The organism is Alicyclobacillus sp. ALC3, assembly GCF_028751195.1.
Lineage (GTDB): Bacteria > Bacillota > Bacilli > Alicyclobacillales > Alicyclobacillaceae > Alicyclobacillus_L.
In genome coordinates this window covers 330,826-349,432 of the sequence record NZ_CP066784.1, presented here as the reverse complement: position 1 = coordinate 349,432, position 18,607 = coordinate 330,826, and the positions used below count along the sequence as shown (strand labels likewise).

Genomic DNA, 18,607 nt, shown 5'->3' with positions numbered 1-18,607 from the left:
AACGCATGAGCGACGACAGACTTGAACAAGCCACCGCCCGCGCGCAAGCAGGCGGTGCAGAAAAATACCATGTGAAGAATGCGGAAGCGGGGAAATTGTTTGCTCGGGACCGCTTGCGGTTGCTGTTTGACGACGACCTTGATGTAGAGGACGGCTTGTTCGCGAACGCGCTTGCAGAGGGGCTGCCAGCCGACGGCGTGATCACCGGAATCGGCCGCATTCACGGCAGGCAGGTGGCTGTCATGGCGAACGACAGTACCGTCAAAGCTGGCAGTTGGGGTTCGCGGACTGTGGAGAAGATTATCCGTATTCAAGAGACGGCCATGAAGCTTGAGATCCCGCTGGTCTACCTGGTGGACTCTGCCGGAGCGCGAATCACGGATCAAGTCGAGATGTTTCCCGGCAGAAGGGGAGCTGGGCGCATTTTCTACAACGAGGTCAAGTTGTCCGGCCGTGTTCCGCAGGTGTGCGTCCTGTTTGGTCCATCGGCTGCAGGTGGGGCGTATATTCCCGCTTTTTGTGACATCGTGATTATGGTTGAGAAAAACGCCAGTATGTATTTGGGCTCCCCCCGAATGGCGGAAATGGTGATCGGTGAAAAGGTCACGCTTGAGGAGATGGGGGGCGCGCGCATGCACTGTACCGTCAGTGGCTGTGGCGATGTCTTGGTGCAAGCGGAGCAAGAAGCCATTGCCTCTGCACGGGACTACCTCAGCTACCTGCCAGACAACTGGCGGCAGCCTCCTGCAGTGAGCGATGCGCGTCCGGTTGCCCAGTTTGAGAAGACGCTAGAGGACATCATACCGAAGAACCAAAACGCGCCGTTCAACATGCATGACTTGATTCTGCGCGTTGTGGACGAAGGCTCCTGGTACGAAGTCAAAAAACTGTTCGCAAAGGAAGTCGTGACAGGGTTCGGGCGAGTCGAGGGCCGTGTTGTCGGCATCGTGGCAAATCAACCACGTGTCAAGGGAGGTGTGCTGTTTGTCGACTCTGCAGACAAGGCAGCGCGTTTTATCACCCTCTGCGACGCGTTTCACATTCCGCTTGTGTTCTTGGCTGATGTACCTGGCTTTATGATCGGCACTGCAGTCGAGCGCGCCGGTATCATCCGTCACGGGGCGAAGCTCATTGCCGCAATGTCGGAAGCTACCGTCCCCAAACTGTCTGTCATCGTGCGAAAGGCGTACGGAGCTGGTTTGTATGCCATGGCGGGACCTGCCTTTGAACCTGACGTCTGCCTGGCGCTGCCGACAGCGCAAATCGCCGTCATGGGTCCGGAAGCAGCCGTGAACGCCGTGTACAGCAACAAAATCGCAGAACTGCCCGAGGCAGAACGGGCTCTCTTTGTGGAAGCCAAGCGCAAAGAGTATCAAGCTGACATCGACATCTATCGCCTCGCCTCGGAGATGGTGGTCGATGATGTCGTCCAACCCAATGACCTGCGCAAAGAACTGGCTGCGCGATTGGCAGCGTACGAAAGTAAACAGTTGCAATTCACCGAACGTAAACACCCGGTTTATCCAGTCTAGGCAAGCACTTCACAAATGAATCGGGCCGTGCGCAGTGTAGGTAGCGCACGGTCCTTTTTGTCTGTGACTTACTTTACTTTCAGAAGTGGGATGGGTAACATAGTCCTCGAATTGCTTCTGACTTGAGATAGATGCTCATGGCCTTGAGCCAATGAAGGGGTTGTGCGCTTTGAACTTGAGTGTGCGGACAGAACCGACCGGAAATCGGCTGGCGGATTTGCACGCAACCGCCTTCGCCGAGGTCGCGCACTTATACGACAATCAAAATCCAACTTTACTTGACACGTATCGGAATCGCGCAGCGGAAACGGCGCCGCGGTTTACAGCCGAGCACAGAGAACAACTAGTAGACGTGCTTCGCGCTTACATGTCCGAGTTACATGCATCAGAACAGTCGTTCTCACAACTAGAACGCTTGCGCGACAGTGAGGCGGTTGCGGTCGTTACAGGGCAACAGGCCGGTCTATTTACCGGACCAGTACTCACGGTGTACAAGGCGCTGTCTGCAGTGGGACTAGCCCGGCGTTTGGAGAAGGAATTGGGGAGACCGGTTGTGCCGGTGTTTTGGATTGCCTCAGAGGATCACGACTGGGCTGAAGTTAACCACGCGTATCTGCTCGATCAACACGATGATGTTCGACGCATCGTTTGGCCAACACCTCCAGAGGCCCACACCATGGTGTATCACCATCCTCTGAATCAGGATGATGTCGACTTCATCATCCGTGACGCTTTCCTGCAGTTACCAGATGGACCTGCGAAGGCGGATGTTTTGCGGATGTTTCGTGACTGTTGGGAGAACGGAGACAGTCTGTCCACGTGGTTTGGCCGTGTCATGGCTGTCCTCTTTCGCGACCAAGGGCTTGTGATTCTGGACCCTTGTCTGCCCGGACTGCGAGAGTTGGTGCGACCCGTGTGGCAAACCGCGCTTGGTAACGTCGCGGCTGTTCAGGCGGGTCTTGAAGACGCGTATCGAGAAGTGGAACGCCTTGGTCTTGAACCGACAGTGATTCGGGACCGCGAAAACAGCACAGTATTTCACGTGATCAACGGACAGCGTTACGTGCTTGAAAGCAACGGACCGGGAACACTCCGCGTTCGCGGCCTGGGCATCTCCAAGACTGTTGCACAATGGCAGGAATTGGCGAACATCGATCCTACACGTTTCAGTTCAAACGTACTTCTTCGCCCTGTCGTGCAGGACGCCCTGCTACCAACACTGGCATACGTTGGTGGGCCAGCAGAAATTTCGTATCACGCACTGTCGCGGGCCGTGTTCCATGCACATGGTCGAAAATTACCACCTCTGTTACTGCGTCAGCGAGTTATCTGCTACCCAGCGAGTGTGGTTCGAAACTTGGCCAAGTGGCAGATTCCCCGCTCGGAACTCGAGAAGCCCGGTGACTTGGTGGCGCCACGCTTGGGAGCTATGGGTTTCACTGCGATTGAGGCGGAATTTGAGCAGTTGACCGCTGCTACTCAACTCAGGTGGGACGAATTCGCAGACCGAATCGGCAGTCTCGGGCCCCAGGTGTTTTCGATGGCGCGAGCCCAAGCCGACCGGGAGAAGTCTGGCATTGACAAGCTGAAAAAGAAGACACAGCGCTTGTTTGAACAGCGGCACAAGGCTGCCATTGCTCAGTTGCGTAACATCGAGCGCTGGCTGTGGACCGATGGTCACCTCCAAGAACGTCGACTCTGCCTACTCAACTTCTTGAGTGTTCAGGGACTGACGTGGATCGATCAGTTGCCCGCTTGGGGAGATTATGATCTGCCCGCTCCCGTATATCACATCCACGATGCGCGAGGTTGACATTGGTTTTGCTGTTATCTCCCTCGTGGCGGCGTGTTCGGCCTTAGGTACAAGCTCTTACTTCAATTAAACAGGCGTTGTGGTGGTCTTTCAAAAGCGGTCTCGCATACTCTGCGGGCCGCTTTTTTCACCTTTCCAACATGACTGCAGTACCGAGACACAGGCGCATCATCCGCGCGTTACATAGCGAAAATAGCTTTGAAAAGTTCGTGTGCTAGGCAGGAAATCGTGAAAGTGGGGCGAAAGTCTATCTGAGTGGTGCAAAGTGGGGCAAAGTGGGGCAATGTGGAGAACAGGTGGTGAGCGACGTGTTCATGGGGGAATTCCAGCACACCCTCGATGAAAAAGGTCGCATCACCATGCCCGTGAAGTACCGTGACGGACTTGGCAAGTCTTTCGTCATTACGCGCGGCATCGATACTTGTCTGTTCGTATACCCCATGACCGAGTGGGAAACGTTAGAGTCCAAGTTGAAGGCTCTGCCGTTGACACGGGCCGATGCCCGCTCGTTTGTACGGTTTTTCTTTTCTGGGGCGACTGAGTGCGAACTAGATAAGCAGGGACGAGCTTTGATTCCCGGGTCACTGAGAGACTACGCAACACTCGAACGTGACTGCGTCGTCATTGGAGTTTCAAATCGCGTGGAAATTTGGAGCCAGTCTGCGTGGACAGAGTACGCTGAAGGAGCAAACGAGTCGTTTGCACAACTCGCGGAGAAACTGGTTGACTTCGACCTCTGAGCTAACTAAGAAAGCGTTCGGTTCGACGGGCGGGTTGAACCGACGGTTAATTGTCGCAAGGGAGTGACCGCCTTGGCGTTTCACCATCAAACTGTGTTGTTGGATGCGACTGTAGCTGCCCTGTTGCCGCGCGATGGAGGACGCTACGTTGATGGAACGCTTGGTGGTGGCGGCCATGCAGCGTTGCTCTTGGCAGCGAGCGGCCCGAATGGTCGCGTGCTCGCCATCGATCAAGACCCGCAAGCACTCGCTAACGCTTCTCATTTGCAACAAGCCAGCGCGGGCAGACTTCTTTTAGTGAAATCGAACTTTCGCGAAATTCGTCGAGTTTGTCAAGAACAGGAGTTCATTCCGGTTGACGGAGTTGTGTTTGACCTCGGTGTCTCATCGCCGCAGTTTGATCAAGCAGACAGGGGATTCAGTTACCGGTTTGACGCGCGTCTCGACATGCGGATGGACCCTGAACGCTCCCTGACTGCGGCCGTCATCGTCAACGAGTGGTCGGAAGAGCAGTTGACGCGCGCCTTGTTTCAATACGGGGAAGAACGCTACAGCCGAAGAATTGCGAGGGCAATCATCAAGGCCCGGGTAAACAAACCGATTGAAACGACAGGAGAACTCGTCGACATCGTTACGGGGGCAATCCCGGCAGCTGCGCGTAGAACAGGACCACACCCGGCACGTAGGACCTTTCAGGCGTTGCGCATCGAAGTCAACGACGAACTCGGAGCGTTAGCAGAAGGTCTGGAAGGTGCGTTTGCGACCCTTCGGATTGGCGGGCGGATGGCTGTTATTACATTCCACTCGCTTGAGGACCGGATCGTCAAACAGACCTATCAGTCATACGCACAAGGCTGCATTTGTCCGCCGGATTTCCCAGTGTGCCGATGTCACAGGTTGCCACAGGCACAGATTGTGACGAGGAAACCACTGGTCGCCGATGAAGCGGAAGTCACTGCAAACCCACGGGCGCGATCGGCAAAATTAAGAGTCCTTCAGAAACTCCGCAATAGTCCGTATGAGAGCGATGTAGAGCAAACGTAGAGCCCTCTTGTGGGGGAGAGTGTCATTCACTCTTGCAGACGCGAGTTCCAATTGCGTGTATCTACGGTGGCTCTTTGGATATGACATGGATTTACTAGGGAGGGAAACACAGTGTTAGCAACGAAGCTAGATACTGCACCAAATGGACAGATACAGCAGAGAGAATACGAACGTTCTCGCGAGTCGCGACAGACGGCTACCCGAACTAAAACACGCTTTGATCTCGTCTCTCTGTTTGGATCGATTGTTCTGTGCGCCGCCGCAGGCTGGATGTTGGCATCGATGTCTGCGCGCGTGGCCACGGTGAATGCGCAAGTTGTCCAACTGCAGTCACAAATTCAGCAGGTTTCTGCTGTCAACGCCTCCTACTCGGCATCCCTCAATCAGCTCACGCAGCCGACGCGCATTTTGGCGTTGGCCGCAGCGAACGGTTTGAAACCGGGACAGCCGGTCACGATTCCAACACAGGGGTCTTCCGCCCCAAACTGATTTGGTTGGTGATTGGATTTGCAGAAGTCGAATCTGACGTCAAAGCGTCATCGCAGACACAGCAAACGCATGTTTGTGATGCAGGTTGCAATGTTGGCCGGACTTGGCCTAGTTGTCGGGCGGATTTTATATGTTCAGCACGCGTACGGAAAACGATTGACTGCTGCAGAACTATCCGTCCAACAAGGGCAGGGGACGCTTCTAGCCCCTCGAGGAGCGCTGCTGGATGCTGAAGGTCAGCCGCTCGCATACGACGTCCCAGCATTTATGTTTGACTTTAACCGACAAACGATGGCGAACAAGGCAACGTTCGCAGCATTGATCGCAAAACCCCTGGGTGTCCCGGCGTCGCAAATTCTCCCGCTTTTGAGCGGTACGGGTTGGGTGCAATGGCCTCACCCAATTCTCGATCCAGCGAAGGCATCGATTGAGAAAGCGGTGCAACAGGCTAAGCCCGGGACAAATATCGGCGCCTACATAACCTTTACACCGACAGAAGAGCGCTCTTATCCGGACGGAACGTTAGCCGCAAACACGCTTGGATATGTGAACAGTCAAGGCGTCGGGCAAGCGGGTCTAGAGCAGGAGTACAACAGCTACCTAGCCGGAACAAACGGTGCGTACTCGTACACGGTGCAAGGCAACGGAAACCCAATTGAATCGAGTATTCACACGCTCAAGGCTGCAAAAGCAGGCGACAATGTCGAATTAAACATCAATGGCGCTATTCAGGGTTTTGTCGAAGAACAAATGAAGAAAATTAACGCGCAATATCATCCGGAACACGCTACGATTATCGTCATGCGGCCGCAAACAGGGGCAGTCTTGGCGTTGTCGAGCAGTCCGAGTTTTAATCCGAATCAGTATTGGACCGCGAGTCCGTTGGCCTTGTCGAGCAACTGGGCGGTGAACGCGTCGTTTGAACCCGGCTCTACGTTCAAAATCTTTACTTTGTCCGCAGCGTTGGCAACGCACACGGTGAGTCTGAATACCATCGTGCCCTCGGGGAGCATGAATGTGGCTGGGGTCACCATTCACGATTGGAACTACTGGGGATGGTCTCTGGAAGGGCCGAATAAAATTGACGTCGCGCAAGCCTTGGAAAAGTCAAGCAACGTTGGCATGGGCACTGTCGCCTTAAGACTTGGCTGGCCGAAGCTCCTGCAGTACATGAAAAACTTCGGCTTTCTTGCTCCAACTGGAATTGACTTGCCTGGTGAATCGAGTTCTGATATCTTCCCGCCAAGCGAACAAGGACCTGTGCAGTTGGCGACATCTGGTTTCGGCCAGGGCATTGCCGTGACCCCGCTGCAACAAATGGCAGGGCTTGGCGCAATTCTGAACGGTGGCAATGTGATGAAACCGGAAGTGGCAAAAGCCATTGTCAATCCGGTCACCGGGAAGGTCATAAAGCAGATTAAACCCCAAGTGACTCATGCGCATGTGATTCCGGCATCTGTGGCACTGAGCGTCAAAAACACAATGATTGTCGACGTGAACAAAGGCGGGCAAGGCATTGACCAGATAGCGTACATACCTGGCTACGAAGTCGGCGGAAAGAGCGGCACGGCCCAAATTGTCAATCGCGCGACGGGTCAATACTACAACAACCACTACTCCGTCGCATTTATTGGTTTTGCGCCGGGGTGGAATCCGCAGGTTGAGGTGTACGTAGAGGTGTACTATCCGCATAATGTGCCACCGTCAAACACGTGGGGAAGCACCATCTCTGGACCTGTAGCCAGGGCCGTATTGCAGGAGTGCATGCAACTTTTCCACATTGCCCCACGGACAGGTCACGCGGTGAACTTACAGACATCCTCTGGATCCGCTGGTCAGACGCGCTACGTTTCGATGCCGCGTATTACAGGTTTGTCCGTATTCGCTGCACAACAGGCGGTTGGGCACGCTGGTCTGACGGCTGACGCTATTGGCTCTGGAACTGTGGCGCGCCAGTGGCCGCAAGCAGGGGTATCTGTTCCGGTTGGTTCCATGGCCTATCTTCTGCCCTCGACATCGAGCGGTGGTTTTCTGATGCCGAAGCTGCTCGGGGTGCCGATGCGTGAGGCCGGTGATATCCTCGCGGCACTAGGTGTTGACTTTCTGCCGAAGGGCAACGGCTATGCGGTCTCACAGTCCGTCCCGCCGGGAACCAAACTGCACCAGGGAGAGACTGTGCAAATTACGTTCCAACAGCCTTAAGTCCTGCGTCACAAACACCTGAGCGTGTCAGCCTTGACCCTGCGGGCAACGTGACGCAGGGTTTTTCGTGCGCTTCTACGGCAAGGGTCGTCCGCATAAGATGGACTAGACTTGACAAGCGTGGAGGCGGGCTGCCGTGCGAGTAACAAGAGGTGCGATGCGCAGGCGTTTCGCGATTCTGCTCCTCGGCCTGTTGACAGCGATCGGAGGACTTGTTGGCAGATTGGCCTTCATTCAGGTCGTACAGGCTCCGCGGTTGCAGGAGAAGGCAAACGCACAGTTAAACCGAAGTATTCCTGTCCAAGGTGTGCGTGGTTCGATTCTCGACGCACAGGGCCAACCGTTGGCTTATACGGCAACGGCCCCGACGGTAATGGCCATTCCGGTTCAGGTGCAGGACAAGGCAAGTGCAGCCAAGGAATTGTCGAGGATTTTGAACATGCCGGAGCAGAAGGTGCTCGGACAGCTCCAAAAACGAACCATGGCCGTCTACTTTAATCCCGGCGGTCGGCGCATTACCGAGCACCAGGTACAAGCGATTCGCGCTCTGAACCTGGCGGGAATTTACATCACAGAAGACGGCAAACGAGCGTATCCCTACGGTGACCTTGCGGCGCAAGTCCTTGGTATTACCGGCTCCGACAACCAAGGGTTGACAGGCATTGAGAAGCAGTACGACACGCAACTAGCAGGGCAAAAGGGGTACATCACGTTTCCGACAAATGCAAAAGGGCAGAAGCTCGCCGGTGCAGGCGAAACGTACGTGCCGCCGACCAATGGCGACGATGTGCAACTGACGATCAATCTCGCAATTCAACAGATTGTGGAACGTGAGATCGAACAGGCGGTCGCAACCTACAACCCCGACAAAGTCACGGCGATTGTCGAGAACCCTAAAACTGGCGCTATTCTTGCGATGGCAAATTACCCTTCGTTTAATCCTGCCAACTGGAAGGCTTATCCGGCTTCGACATGGAACCAAAACCTGGCTATCTGGCAGACGTTTGAGCCTGGTTCGACATTTAAAATTGTCACGCTCTCCGCGGCATTGCAAGAGAAGAAGGTCAATTTGGCGGACAAATTCTACGACCCAGGTTATTACGAGGTGGCAGGACACAAGATTAAGTGCTGGAAAGCTGGCGGTCATGGCTCTCAGTCGTACTTGAACGTAGTCGAAAACTCCTGTAATCCTGGGTTCATTTCGCTTGGTGAAAAGCTGGGGAAAGACGCGCTGTTCAGTTATATCAAGAAGTTTGGCTTTGGCCGCAAGACAGGCATCGACTTGCCGGGGGAAGGCAATGGTATTCTCTTCCCGCTGTCGAAAGTCGGCCCGCTCGAACTCGCCACGACTGCGTTTGGGCAGGGCGTGTCTGTCACCCCGATTCAGCAGGTGATGGCGATGGGGACAATTGCGAACGGTGGCCTGCTCATGAAACCGTATGTGGTGGCGGCCTTGAGAAACCACACAACAGGCGCAATTCTCAGTCAAACAAAGCCCACTGTCGTGCGCAGAGTCATCTCCGAACAGACTGCAGCAGAAGTCCGCAGCGCGTTGGAGAGTGTTGTCGCAAACGGCAGTGGTCACAACGCTTACTTTGATGGCTACCGTGTAGCAGGAAAAACGGGTACAGCGCAGGTTGTCGAAAATGGGCACTATTCAGGCAGTCACTACATCGTGTCGTTTATGGGGATGGCGCCGGCAAACAATCCGCAACTCGTCGCCTATATTGCGATTGACCACCCACGTCCAAAGGCGGGCGTGATCTTTGGAGGGGTCATCGCTGCTCCGATTGTCGGTCGGATTCTCGGTGATGCACTCCAGGTCGAGGGCATACCGAAGCAACAAGGAGGATTGCCGCGCAAGTACAGGTACGGCGATCCGGTGATGGCGAGTGTTCCGAACTTTGTCGGCCTCACGCTGAATGAGGCCAGACAATTGGCCTTGCAGAACAGTGGGCAGTTGAAAACGCAGGTGATTGGACAGGGCAACACGATTGTTTGGCAGGCGCCTTCGTTCGGAACCAACGTTCAGGAAGGTTCGACGATCCGCTTGTACTTAGGGGACAAACCAAGCGGAAACTCAATTGACAAGTCATCACAAAAGCAATAGATTGAGGGGCGAGGTTGAGCGCTAGGGATTCCTAGCGCTCAGAATTGGCCGGAACAGAAAGGGGACGCATCATTTGCGGCTGTCAGAACTAGCTTCGGCTTACGTGAAGGCACACGTCATTGGCGATGCGGTTATAGAGTTCCTCGATATTACTACAGACTCCAGACGAGTGCAGCCGGGCAGTCTGTTCATTGCGTTGCGTGGATATACCGTAGATGGACATGCGTATGTACAAGATGCAGTCCGTGCAGGCGCGGTCGCCGTGATGGTAGAGATGCCGTTCGACTCGTTGAACTGTGCCCAGTTGGTGGTACCTGACACGCGCCTCGCAAGTGCCGTCGCTGCGGCGTGGTTTTACAATCACCCGTCGGAGCGACTGTCGGTGATTGGAGTTACAGGTACCAACGGCAAAACGACGACGACACACCTGATTGAACGAGTGCTCAGAGATGCTGGGCATCAGACGGGATTACTCGGAACAATCGGCAAGAGAATCGGAGATGTCACAGTTGACGTTGCCAACACCACCCCGGAGGCTGTTGAACTACAATCCGTCCTAGCGGAAATGGTCGCTGCTGATTGTCAGTACGCGGTGATGGAGGTATCGTCACACGCCCTCGAAGAGCGTCGCGTCGCCGGCACGCGGTTTCGCACGGCTGTGTTTACGAACTTGACCCAGGACCACTTGGACTTTCACGGTACGATGGATAACTATCGCGCAGCCAAAGGTAAACTGTTTTCACGGCTTGGGAACACGTACGCTGCGGACCCGCGACTCATGGAGCGGGCTGTGCTCAACGCCGACGATGCTGCTACAGCGTATTTACTGGCACAAAGTGTACACGAATCGATCACGTACGGGATTGAGCAGAGTGCTGACGTCCGGGCGAGTGCTGTAAACGTGCAAGCGGGTGGTGTGAGCTTTCACGTTGCTTTGTTCACTGGAGAAGAGGCGGATGTTACGCTCCAGTTGACGGGGCGATTCAACGTCTACAACGCCTTGGCTGCAATCGCGGTAGGAGCCATAGAGGGTTTGCCCTTGGCGCGGATGGTGGCGTCACTCGAGTCAGTTGCAGGGATTCCGGGGCGACTCGAACGGGTGGTTGCCGGGCAGTCGTTCACGGTCCTCGTCGATTATTCGCATACTCCAGACAGCCTCGAAAACGCACTGCAGACGGTTCGCGAATTCGCCACGGGGCGAGTTCTGTGCGTCGTCGGTTGCGGCGGTGACCGCGACCGCGGAAAGCGGCCGCTGATGGCTGAAGTGGCTGCGCGTTACAGTGATCTGACATTGTTGACGAGCGACAACCCGAGAACAGAAGACCCGGTGCGGATTTTGGACGACATGGAAGCCGGTGTGAAAGGGAAATCTCTGCGTCCCGGTGGACGCTACCAGCGAATTACCGACCGCCGTGAGGCGATTGAGAAAGCTGTGGCAGAGGCTAAGGGTGATGATGTCATCCTGATCGCGGGTAAGGGGCACGAGACCTACCAAATTATCGGACGTGTCAAACACCACTTTGACGACCGTGAGGTTGCTGCACAGGCGCTTGTGAGTCTGCGCGAGGATGGGCACTCTGCGGGTTAAAGAGGGGAGGGGAACCCTGCAATGGACTTACAAGCGTTGCTCTTAACCGCTGGTGGAGCGTGCGCTGTGGCGCTGCTTTTAGGGCCTATCTGCATACCGATATTGCACAGGCTCAAGTTCGGACAGAGCATCCGCGAAGAGGGGCCTTCGCACCACAAATCCAAGGCGGGAACGCCTACGATGGGCGGGGTCATGATCATTCTCGCGGTCATCGTAACGACTCTGAAGTTCTCAATTCACAGTGTGGACCTGCTGACTTTGCTGTTTGCGATGTTGGCTTTTGGACTGATTGGGTTTGCAGATGACTTTATTAAGGTTGTCAAGAAGCGAAATTTGGGCCTGACTGCACGGCAGAAAATCATCTTGCAGCTTGCAGCAACAGTAATCCTGTTCGCGGCGCTGTACGTCGAGTGGCGCGAAAGTAACCCGACGTTCGCGGTGTCGGTGCCGTTCACACATTTTGTGGTGGACTTTGGGCTATTCTATCTGCTGTTTCTGTTGTTCATACTGCTTGGCACTACGAATGCAGTGAATCTGACCGATGGACTAGATGGGTTGCTCTCGGGCACAGCCGCTATTGTCTTTGCAGCTTATGCGATTTACGCCTATTGGCATACTGAGTATGACGTTGCCTTGTTCTGTGCGGCAATGGTCGGGGCACTGCTCGGGTTCCTGGCTTTCAACCGTCACCCAGCTCGGGTTTTCATGGGAGACACTGGCTCGCTTGCGATTGGTGGAGCCCTGGCGATGGTTGCCGTGTTGACTCACAGCGAAATCGGACTCGTTCTATTCGGACTCGTCTTTGTGATCGAGGCATTATCCGTAATCATTCAAGTCTTTTCCTTTCAGGTGTTTGGCAAGCGGGTGTTCCGTATGAGCCCCATTCACCACCACTTTGAGTTGTCAGGTTGGTCCGAGTGGGGAGTGGTGCTCGGTTTTTGGTTGGCAGCGTTCATCACGTCCTTCGGGACGTTGGCTCTTTTGTCACGCTGAACCGACAGCGAGGAGTGTGAGACAGGGTGGAACTCCGAAAAGGCCAGCGCGCACTGATTATGGGATTGGCCAAGAGCGGTCTTGCGTCAGCGCGGTTGCTTTCAGAGCACGGCCTGTCCGTGTGTGTCAACGACCGCCGGGAGCGTGCGACACCTGATGACGAAGCAGATGCACTCGAGGAGAGCGGGTGCGAGGTGGTGCTCGGTGGGCACCCGATTAGCTTGCTCGAGCCGCGTCCGGATTTTATTGTCAAGAACCCCGGCATCCCCTACAGCGTACCCCTCGTTGCAGAGGCGGCGCGTCTTGGTATTCCCATTTACACGGAGATCGAGGTTGCTTCATGGTTGACGCAGTCGCCGATTATCGCGATCACGGGGTCGAACGGAAAGACGACGACGACAAGTCTGGTCGGAGCCATGCTCGAGGCGGCGGGGAAGCAGCCGGTCGTTGCGGGCAACATCGGCACCGTTTTGTCCGGCGTCGTTGAACACGTGCGTCTAGAACAACCGATTGTCCTAGAAGTCTCTAGTTTTCAACTGATGGGCACGAAAGAGTTCCATCCGACCATGGCAGCGCTCTTAAACCTGTATCCTGCACACCTCGATTACCACGGGACGTTTGAAGCGTACATCGACGCCAAGTGGCGAATGTTTGCCAACATGGAGAAGGAAGACGTGGCCATCTTAAACTTCGACCAGGACATCATTCGCAACCGCGCAGGTGAGCTGACGCCTGAAGTGGTGTGGTTCAGTCGAACGGCGGAGGTAGCTACGGGAGTATGCATACGGGATGGACAAATCGTCGTCCGGAACAACGGAGAGACAACTGCTGTGTTGGCGGTCGACCAGCTTGCGCTCCGGGGTGAGCACAATTTGGAAAACGCGCTGGCTGCCACAGCGATGTCCATCTGGGCGGGTGCACCAGTCGCTGCCGTCGCGGATACACTGCGCTCGTTTACTGGGATTGAGCACCGGCTCGAGTTTGTTCGCGAACTGCAGGGAGTGTCGTATTTTAACGATTCGAAAGCAACGAATCCTGAGGCGGCGTTGCGTGCGTTACGGTCGTTCGAGACGCCAATCGTGTGGATCGCGGGAGGTCTCGACCGCGGCATCGACTTCCTGAACATGACGGCAGACCTCGCGCGCCATGTTCGCGCGGCGGTCGTTCTCGGACAGTCAGCGGAAAAACTCATGCGGGCGTGTCACGCAGCCGGCATCGCAGTGGTCAGGCAAGTCGCAGACCTTGACGAAGCGGTGCGCACAGCCAGTGACATCGCGCAACCTGGGGAAACTGTCTTGCTGTCACCGGCTTGCGCGAGTTGGGACATGTTCTCCTCCTTCGAGGTGCGAGGCAGCATGTTCAAAAACCTCGTGCATACACTGTAGCGATGGCGCTGGACAAGGCTGCTTGCCTGCCGGCGTACAGCCGAGGAGGTGGCATGTCCGGTGGTACGAACAAGGCAGGCGTACGATCCCGTGATTTTGATTATCACGCTCGTCCTGCTCGCAATCGGGGTCGTGATGGTTCACAGCGCCAGTTCTGTCGTCTCTCTGCAGAAATTCGGCGACTCCTTCTACTACGCTAAACGGCAGTTGCTGTGGGCGGGTCTTGGCATCGTCGGCATGCTATTGATGGCCAACTACGACTACCACAATCTGCGGCGCTGGGCTCCGAAAATTGCCATCGCCAGTTTTCTGTTTTTAGCCATTGTGCTTATCCCAGGTGTCGGCTCGACGCGCGGAGGCTCACAGGCGTGGCTTGGCATTGGGTCGTTCGGCATCCAACCGTCCGAATTCGCCAAACTAGGGTTGATCATTTTCCTGGCACACTACCTCGCGGACTCGGGAGACCGCATGAGTTCGTTCCGCCGCGGCTTTCTCCCGCCCTTGCTTCTGTCTCTTACTGGGGTTGGGTTGATCATGCTTGAACCCGACCTCGGACAGAGTGTCGTCATCATGGGCACCACGATTATCCTGTTGTTCGCGGCTGGCGCTCGCGTTCGACACTTGGCGGGTCTTGGCGGAATCGGGCTTGCTGGATTCGCCGGGCTTGTCGCGATGGCACCTTATCGCATCAACCGGATCACGGCGTTTCTCGATCCGTGGAAGGACCCGCTCGGACACGGCTATCAGATTATCCAGTCACTTTATGCACTTGGGTCTGGTGGCGTGCTCGGGGTGGGACTCGGGCAAAGTCGGCAGAAGTACTTGTACCTGCCGGAGCCCCAAACCGATTTCATCTACTCCATCCTGAGTGAAGAACTTGGATTTCTTGGCGCAGCGACCGTCTTGGCTCTGTTTGGTGTTCTGGTCTGGCGCGGCTTTCGGGCAGCGATCTTTGCACCGGATGAGTTCGGGTCATTGCTGGCAGTGGGCATCACAGGTATGATTGGGGTGCAAGTGCTGATCAACGTCGGTGTAGTCACAGGGTCGATTCCTGCTACAGGAATCACGCTACCACTGTTAAGCTACGGTGGCTCATCGTTGACCTTGATGCTGACGGGCATCGGCATTCTGCTCAACATATCTCGCCAGGCTCAATTGGCGTTGAGGTGAATGCATGCGCATTGTACTGACAGGCGGCGGCACAGGCGGCCACATCTATCCCGCGCTCGCGCTATGGCGATACATCAGCGCGCACGACGCCGCAGCAGAGGTTTTGTATATCGGCGGAGAAAACGGCCTGGAGCGCGACATTGTGTCGCGCGCCGGGCTTCCGTTTGTGGCAGTAAAGGCTGCAGGACTGCGTCGGCAACTCAGCCTGAGCGCGGTTCGCACAGCCTTTTACACGTGGCGCGGGTACAGGGCTGCGCGCCGGGAACTCGCTAGATTCCAACCCGACGTCGTAGTCGGCACGGGCGGCTATGTCACGCTGCCCGTCGTCTTCGCTGCGCACTCTAAGCACATTCCCGCAGTGATTTGGGAGGCGAATGCGCGTCCGGGCCTGACGAATACCTTGTGCGCGCGGCGCGCTGCCGCTGTGGCTGTGTCATTCCCTGATTCGGAGCGGTTCTTTCCAGGCGCAAAACGCGTCGTCATGACAGGGAACCCGCGCGCAAGTGAGGTTCAGGATGTGACGCCTGCGCAGGTTCAGGCTGCCCGCGAACGATACACCCTCGATCCGGCTCGCAAACTCGTCATCTGTTACATGGGTAGCCGTGGGTCACAGAGTGTCAACCGCGTGGTTACGCAACTGTTGCCGAAGTTTATTGCGAGTGAAGCGTGGCAGGTTGTGTACATCACTGGAGATGCCCACTTTGAGTCAGTACAGGTGAAGATTCGTGAGCTCGGGTTGATGAACCTGCCGAGTCATGTTCATGTTCTGCCGTTTGTCCACGACTTGTCGCAGTTGTTGCCTGCCGCAGATGTCGTCGTGACCCGTGCGGGAGGTGCAACACTCGCGGAAATTTGTTCCCTTGGACTCCCCTCTCTACTGATTCCATCCCCCTATGTCACGGCCAATCATCAGGAAGAGAACGCCAAGCGAATGGTGCAAGGCGGCGCCGCGCGGATGCTGCGCGAGGCCGAATTGACTCCGCAGACGCTCTGGGGCGCCCTCTCGCGCATCCTCGATGACGGTCAGTCCGCGGTGATGCGGGATGCCGCGAAGCGTCTCGCGACTCCCGCTGCAGTGGCTGACTTGTATGCGCTGGTTGAGGCAGTCTGCTCCACGAATTCGGTATACTAAGACACAGTTGCACGCCATGCATAGAGCCCTGCGAGGTCAGGGTGCACTTGTCGGATGCTGCGCAAGCCGCTGGCACGCACGCTGTGTGTTCGTGTGCCATATGATGCGGTACGGATCCTGGGCATAGGCAACCGTCTGAGTGCGCCGCTGATGACCACCGTCAGCGGATGATGGCGTCGTTGGAGGGAAAACATGGACGCAGACTCCGTATTGCGCGCCTTTACTGAGCGCGGGGTAGAGCACGTTAAGCTGAATGAACCGCTAGCGCTGCACACAACGTGGCGAATCGGCGGTCCGGCCGATGTGTTCGTGAACCCGCACACGGTGGAAGAACTAAGGAGTACCGTCTCGGTAGCAAGGCAGCTGGAAGTCCCGTGGACCGTGATCGGGCGGGGTTCCAACCTACTCGTTCGCGATGGCGGGATTCGGGGCCTGGTCGTTCAACTTGGTGACCGGTTTGGTGACATTCGCGTAGACGGCAACGAACTGACTGCACTAGCTGGTCGTTCAGCGGTCTCAGCTGCCAGCATTGCTGTGCGCAACCAATTAGCTGGGCTCGAATTTGCCACGGGCATTCCCGGCACTGTCGGCGGTGTTGTGATGATGAATGCTGGTGCACACGGTGGGCAAGTCAGTGATGTTTTGCACTGGGCTGACGTCATGGATACGGCCGGCAACATTCGACGTCTGAGCAAGGCGGATTTGCAGTTCGGATACCGCTACAGCATCCTGAGGGATGAACCAGGTATCGTCGTCGCAGCCTGCTTTTCTCTGACCGCTGGGGATGGTGCCGCACTCATCGAAAAGGTGAAGACATGGTCACAACGCCGCCTGCGCACCCAACCGCTTTCCCTACCAAGTTGTGGATCTGTGTTTCGCAATCCTTCCGGAACTCACGCCGGTCATCTGATCGAGTTGGCCGGACTCAAAGGACTGCAACGTGGTGGTGCGCAGATTAGTGAAAAGCACGCCAATTTTATCGTCAATATCGGCGGCGCGACGGCAGAGGACGTATTGTGGTTGATTGCCCACGCTCAGGACACCGTCCAACAATTGTTTGGAATTTCATTGGAAACTGAGGTGCGCGTGATGGGGGATGCCGCCTCAGGGAGGTGATGAGTGTGGATGCGCTAGCCATTACAGGGGGCTCCTCGCTGTTTGGAGAGACGCGCATTTACGGCGCCAAGAATGCTGCGTTGCCCATTCTCGCAGCGACTGTCATGGTCGAGGGGACATGCGTGATTGACGATGTTCCCCACCTCGAGGATGTCCGGGTGATGGCAGAGATTTTGCGTGCGCTCGGCGCAACAGTGGAACGCAGTGGACTGCAGGTCACAGTCGATTCAACCAACATCCGGCTGACGAATGTACCAGCGGATTTGATGCAGCGCATGCGTAGTTCGATTTTTTTGATGGGTCCACTCTTGGCCAGGTTTGGTGAAGTGCGCGTTTCCAAGCCTGGCGGGTGCGTGATTGGGCAGCGTCCCGTCGATTACCACTTGACGGGCATGCGGGCACTAGGGGCGGCTGTAGAAGAGAAACACGGATACATCCGCTGCACGGCGCGTCGTCTGCAAGGTACAACTGTGACGCTGGACTTTCCCAGTGTTGGCGCGACCGAGAATCTGATTATGGCCGCTGCGCTGGCGGACGGCGTCACTGTAATCGAAAACGCCGCCCGTGAACCAGAAATTATTGACCTGGCAAATTTTTTGAAGTCGTGCGGAGCCCTGATTGAGGGAGCGGGCGAGACCATGATTCAGGTGACAGGTGTACACCACCTGACTGGTACGCAGCATCGAATCATGGGCGACCGCATCGTCGCCGGAACCGTGTTGATCGCAGCAGCAGCCACCGGTGGACGGGTTACAGTCGAGAACGTATCGCCAGCTCATCTAGGTTCTCTATTGGCAAAAATGCGTGAAAGTGGTATGCGCGTAGAGACCGGGCGTGATATAATTACGGTTGAAAGTTCCAGAGCTTGGCAGTCTGTAGACCTTCGAACGGAACCCTTTCCCGGATTTCCGACGGACCTTCAGGCGCCGTTCATGGCCATGCTGACGACGGCCCAAGGGACCAGTCTTGTCAGAGAGAATGTTTTTGAAGCCAGATTTAAACACGTCAACGAGTTGACTCGCATGGGCGCAGACATTTCGGTTGACTTGCGGACAGCGGTAATCCGCGGCGTCGATAAACTATCCGGTGCTCGCGTCGAGTGCTCCGACTTGCGTGGTGGGGCAGCGCTTGTCATTGCGGGCCTGATGGCCGACGGCGTCACACATGTGGAAGGACTACATCACATTGACCGTGGGTATCAATCGATTGAAATGCACTTACGAGACTTAGGCGCCGACATTGAGCGTGTACAACTGTGAGTTCGCACCCGGTGGGGCCTCTTTGGGCCCCGAA

At 56.0% G+C, this 18,607-nt stretch carries 14 protein-coding genes; all 14 read left to right on the top strand.

Going from position 1 to position 18,607, the window contains the following annotated elements:
* Positions 1-5: 5 nt before the first annotated feature.
* The 14 genes from JC200_RS01605 (at position 6) to murA (ending at position 18,573) form a co-directional block, all read left to right on the top strand.
* Complete coding sequence (locus JC200_RS01605; RefSeq protein ID WP_274434435.1) at positions 6-1,532, top strand: acyl-CoA carboxylase subunit beta; 1,527 nt, start codon at positions 6-8, stop codon at positions 1,530-1,532.
* A gap of 169 nt (positions 1,533-1,701) precedes the next feature.
* Positions 1,702-3,345: a bacillithiol biosynthesis cysteine-adding enzyme BshC gene (gene bshC / locus JC200_RS01600; protein ID WP_274434434.1), complete on the top strand. Its 1,644-nt coding sequence runs from the start codon at positions 1,702-1,704 to the stop codon at positions 3,343-3,345.
* A 308-nt stretch (positions 3,346-3,653) separates the two neighbouring features.
* The gene (mraZ, locus tag JC200_RS01595; protein WP_274436443.1) at positions 3,654-4,085 is read left to right on the top strand and encodes a division/cell wall cluster transcriptional repressor MraZ; all 432 of its coding nucleotides are present in this window, start codon (positions 3,654-3,656) and stop codon (positions 4,083-4,085) included.
* Between the two features lie 63 nt (positions 4,086-4,148).
* The gene (rsmH, locus tag JC200_RS01590) at positions 4,149-5,129 is read left to right on the top strand and encodes a 16S rRNA (cytosine(1402)-N(4))-methyltransferase RsmH (protein WP_274434433.1); all 981 of its coding nucleotides are present in this window, start codon (positions 4,149-4,151) and stop codon (positions 5,127-5,129) included.
* Positions 5,130-5,240: 111 nt separating this feature from the next.
* Positions 5,241-5,618: a hypothetical protein gene (locus JC200_RS01585; RefSeq protein ID WP_274434432.1), complete on the top strand. Its 378-nt coding sequence runs from the start codon at positions 5,241-5,243 to the stop codon at positions 5,616-5,618.
* 18 nt (positions 5,619-5,636) lie between these two features.
* Entirely contained in the window at positions 5,637-7,820 is a 2,184-nt protein-coding gene (locus tag JC200_RS01580) for a penicillin-binding transpeptidase domain-containing protein (RefSeq protein WP_274434431.1), read from the top strand.
* A 136-nt stretch (positions 7,821-7,956) separates the two neighbouring features.
* Complete coding sequence (locus JC200_RS01575; protein WP_338000192.1) at positions 7,957-9,930, top strand: stage V sporulation protein D; 1,974 nt, start codon at positions 7,957-7,959, stop codon at positions 9,928-9,930.
* Positions 9,931-10,003: 73 nt separating this feature from the next.
* Entirely contained in the window at positions 10,004-11,518 is a 1,515-nt protein-coding gene (locus tag JC200_RS01570) for a UDP-N-acetylmuramoyl-L-alanyl-D-glutamate--2,6-diaminopimelate ligase (protein WP_274434430.1), read from the top strand.
* A gap of 21 nt (positions 11,519-11,539) precedes the next feature.
* A complete protein-coding gene (gene mraY, locus JC200_RS01565) occupies positions 11,540-12,511 on the top strand; it encodes a phospho-N-acetylmuramoyl-pentapeptide-transferase (RefSeq protein ID WP_274434429.1) in 972 nt (323 codons plus the stop codon).
* Positions 12,512-12,537: 26 nt separating this feature from the next.
* A complete protein-coding gene (gene murD, locus JC200_RS01560; RefSeq protein WP_274434428.1) occupies positions 12,538-13,896 on the top strand; it encodes a UDP-N-acetylmuramoyl-L-alanine--D-glutamate ligase in 1,359 nt (452 codons plus the stop codon).
* Positions 13,897-13,956: 60 nt separating this feature from the next.
* Positions 13,957-15,066 (top strand): stage V sporulation protein E, encoded by a 1,110-nt coding sequence (gene spoVE / locus JC200_RS01555; RefSeq protein WP_274434427.1) that lies wholly within the window; start codon positions 13,957-13,959, stop codon positions 15,064-15,066.
* Positions 15,067-15,070: 4 nt separating this feature from the next.
* On the top strand, positions 15,071-16,198 hold the full coding sequence (gene murG / locus JC200_RS01550; RefSeq protein WP_274434426.1) for an undecaprenyldiphospho-muramoylpentapeptide beta-N-acetylglucosaminyltransferase: 1,128 nt from the start codon (positions 15,071-15,073) through the stop codon (positions 16,196-16,198).
* 192 nt (positions 16,199-16,390) lie between these two features.
* Positions 16,391-17,314 (top strand): UDP-N-acetylmuramate dehydrogenase, encoded by a 924-nt coding sequence (murB, locus tag JC200_RS01545; RefSeq protein ID WP_274434425.1) that lies wholly within the window; start codon positions 16,391-16,393, stop codon positions 17,312-17,314.
* A 5-nt stretch (positions 17,315-17,319) separates the two neighbouring features.
* Complete coding sequence (gene murA / locus JC200_RS01540) at positions 17,320-18,573, top strand: UDP-N-acetylglucosamine 1-carboxyvinyltransferase (protein ID WP_274434424.1); 1,254 nt, start codon at positions 17,320-17,322, stop codon at positions 18,571-18,573.
* Positions 18,574-18,607: the final 34 nt, after the last annotated feature.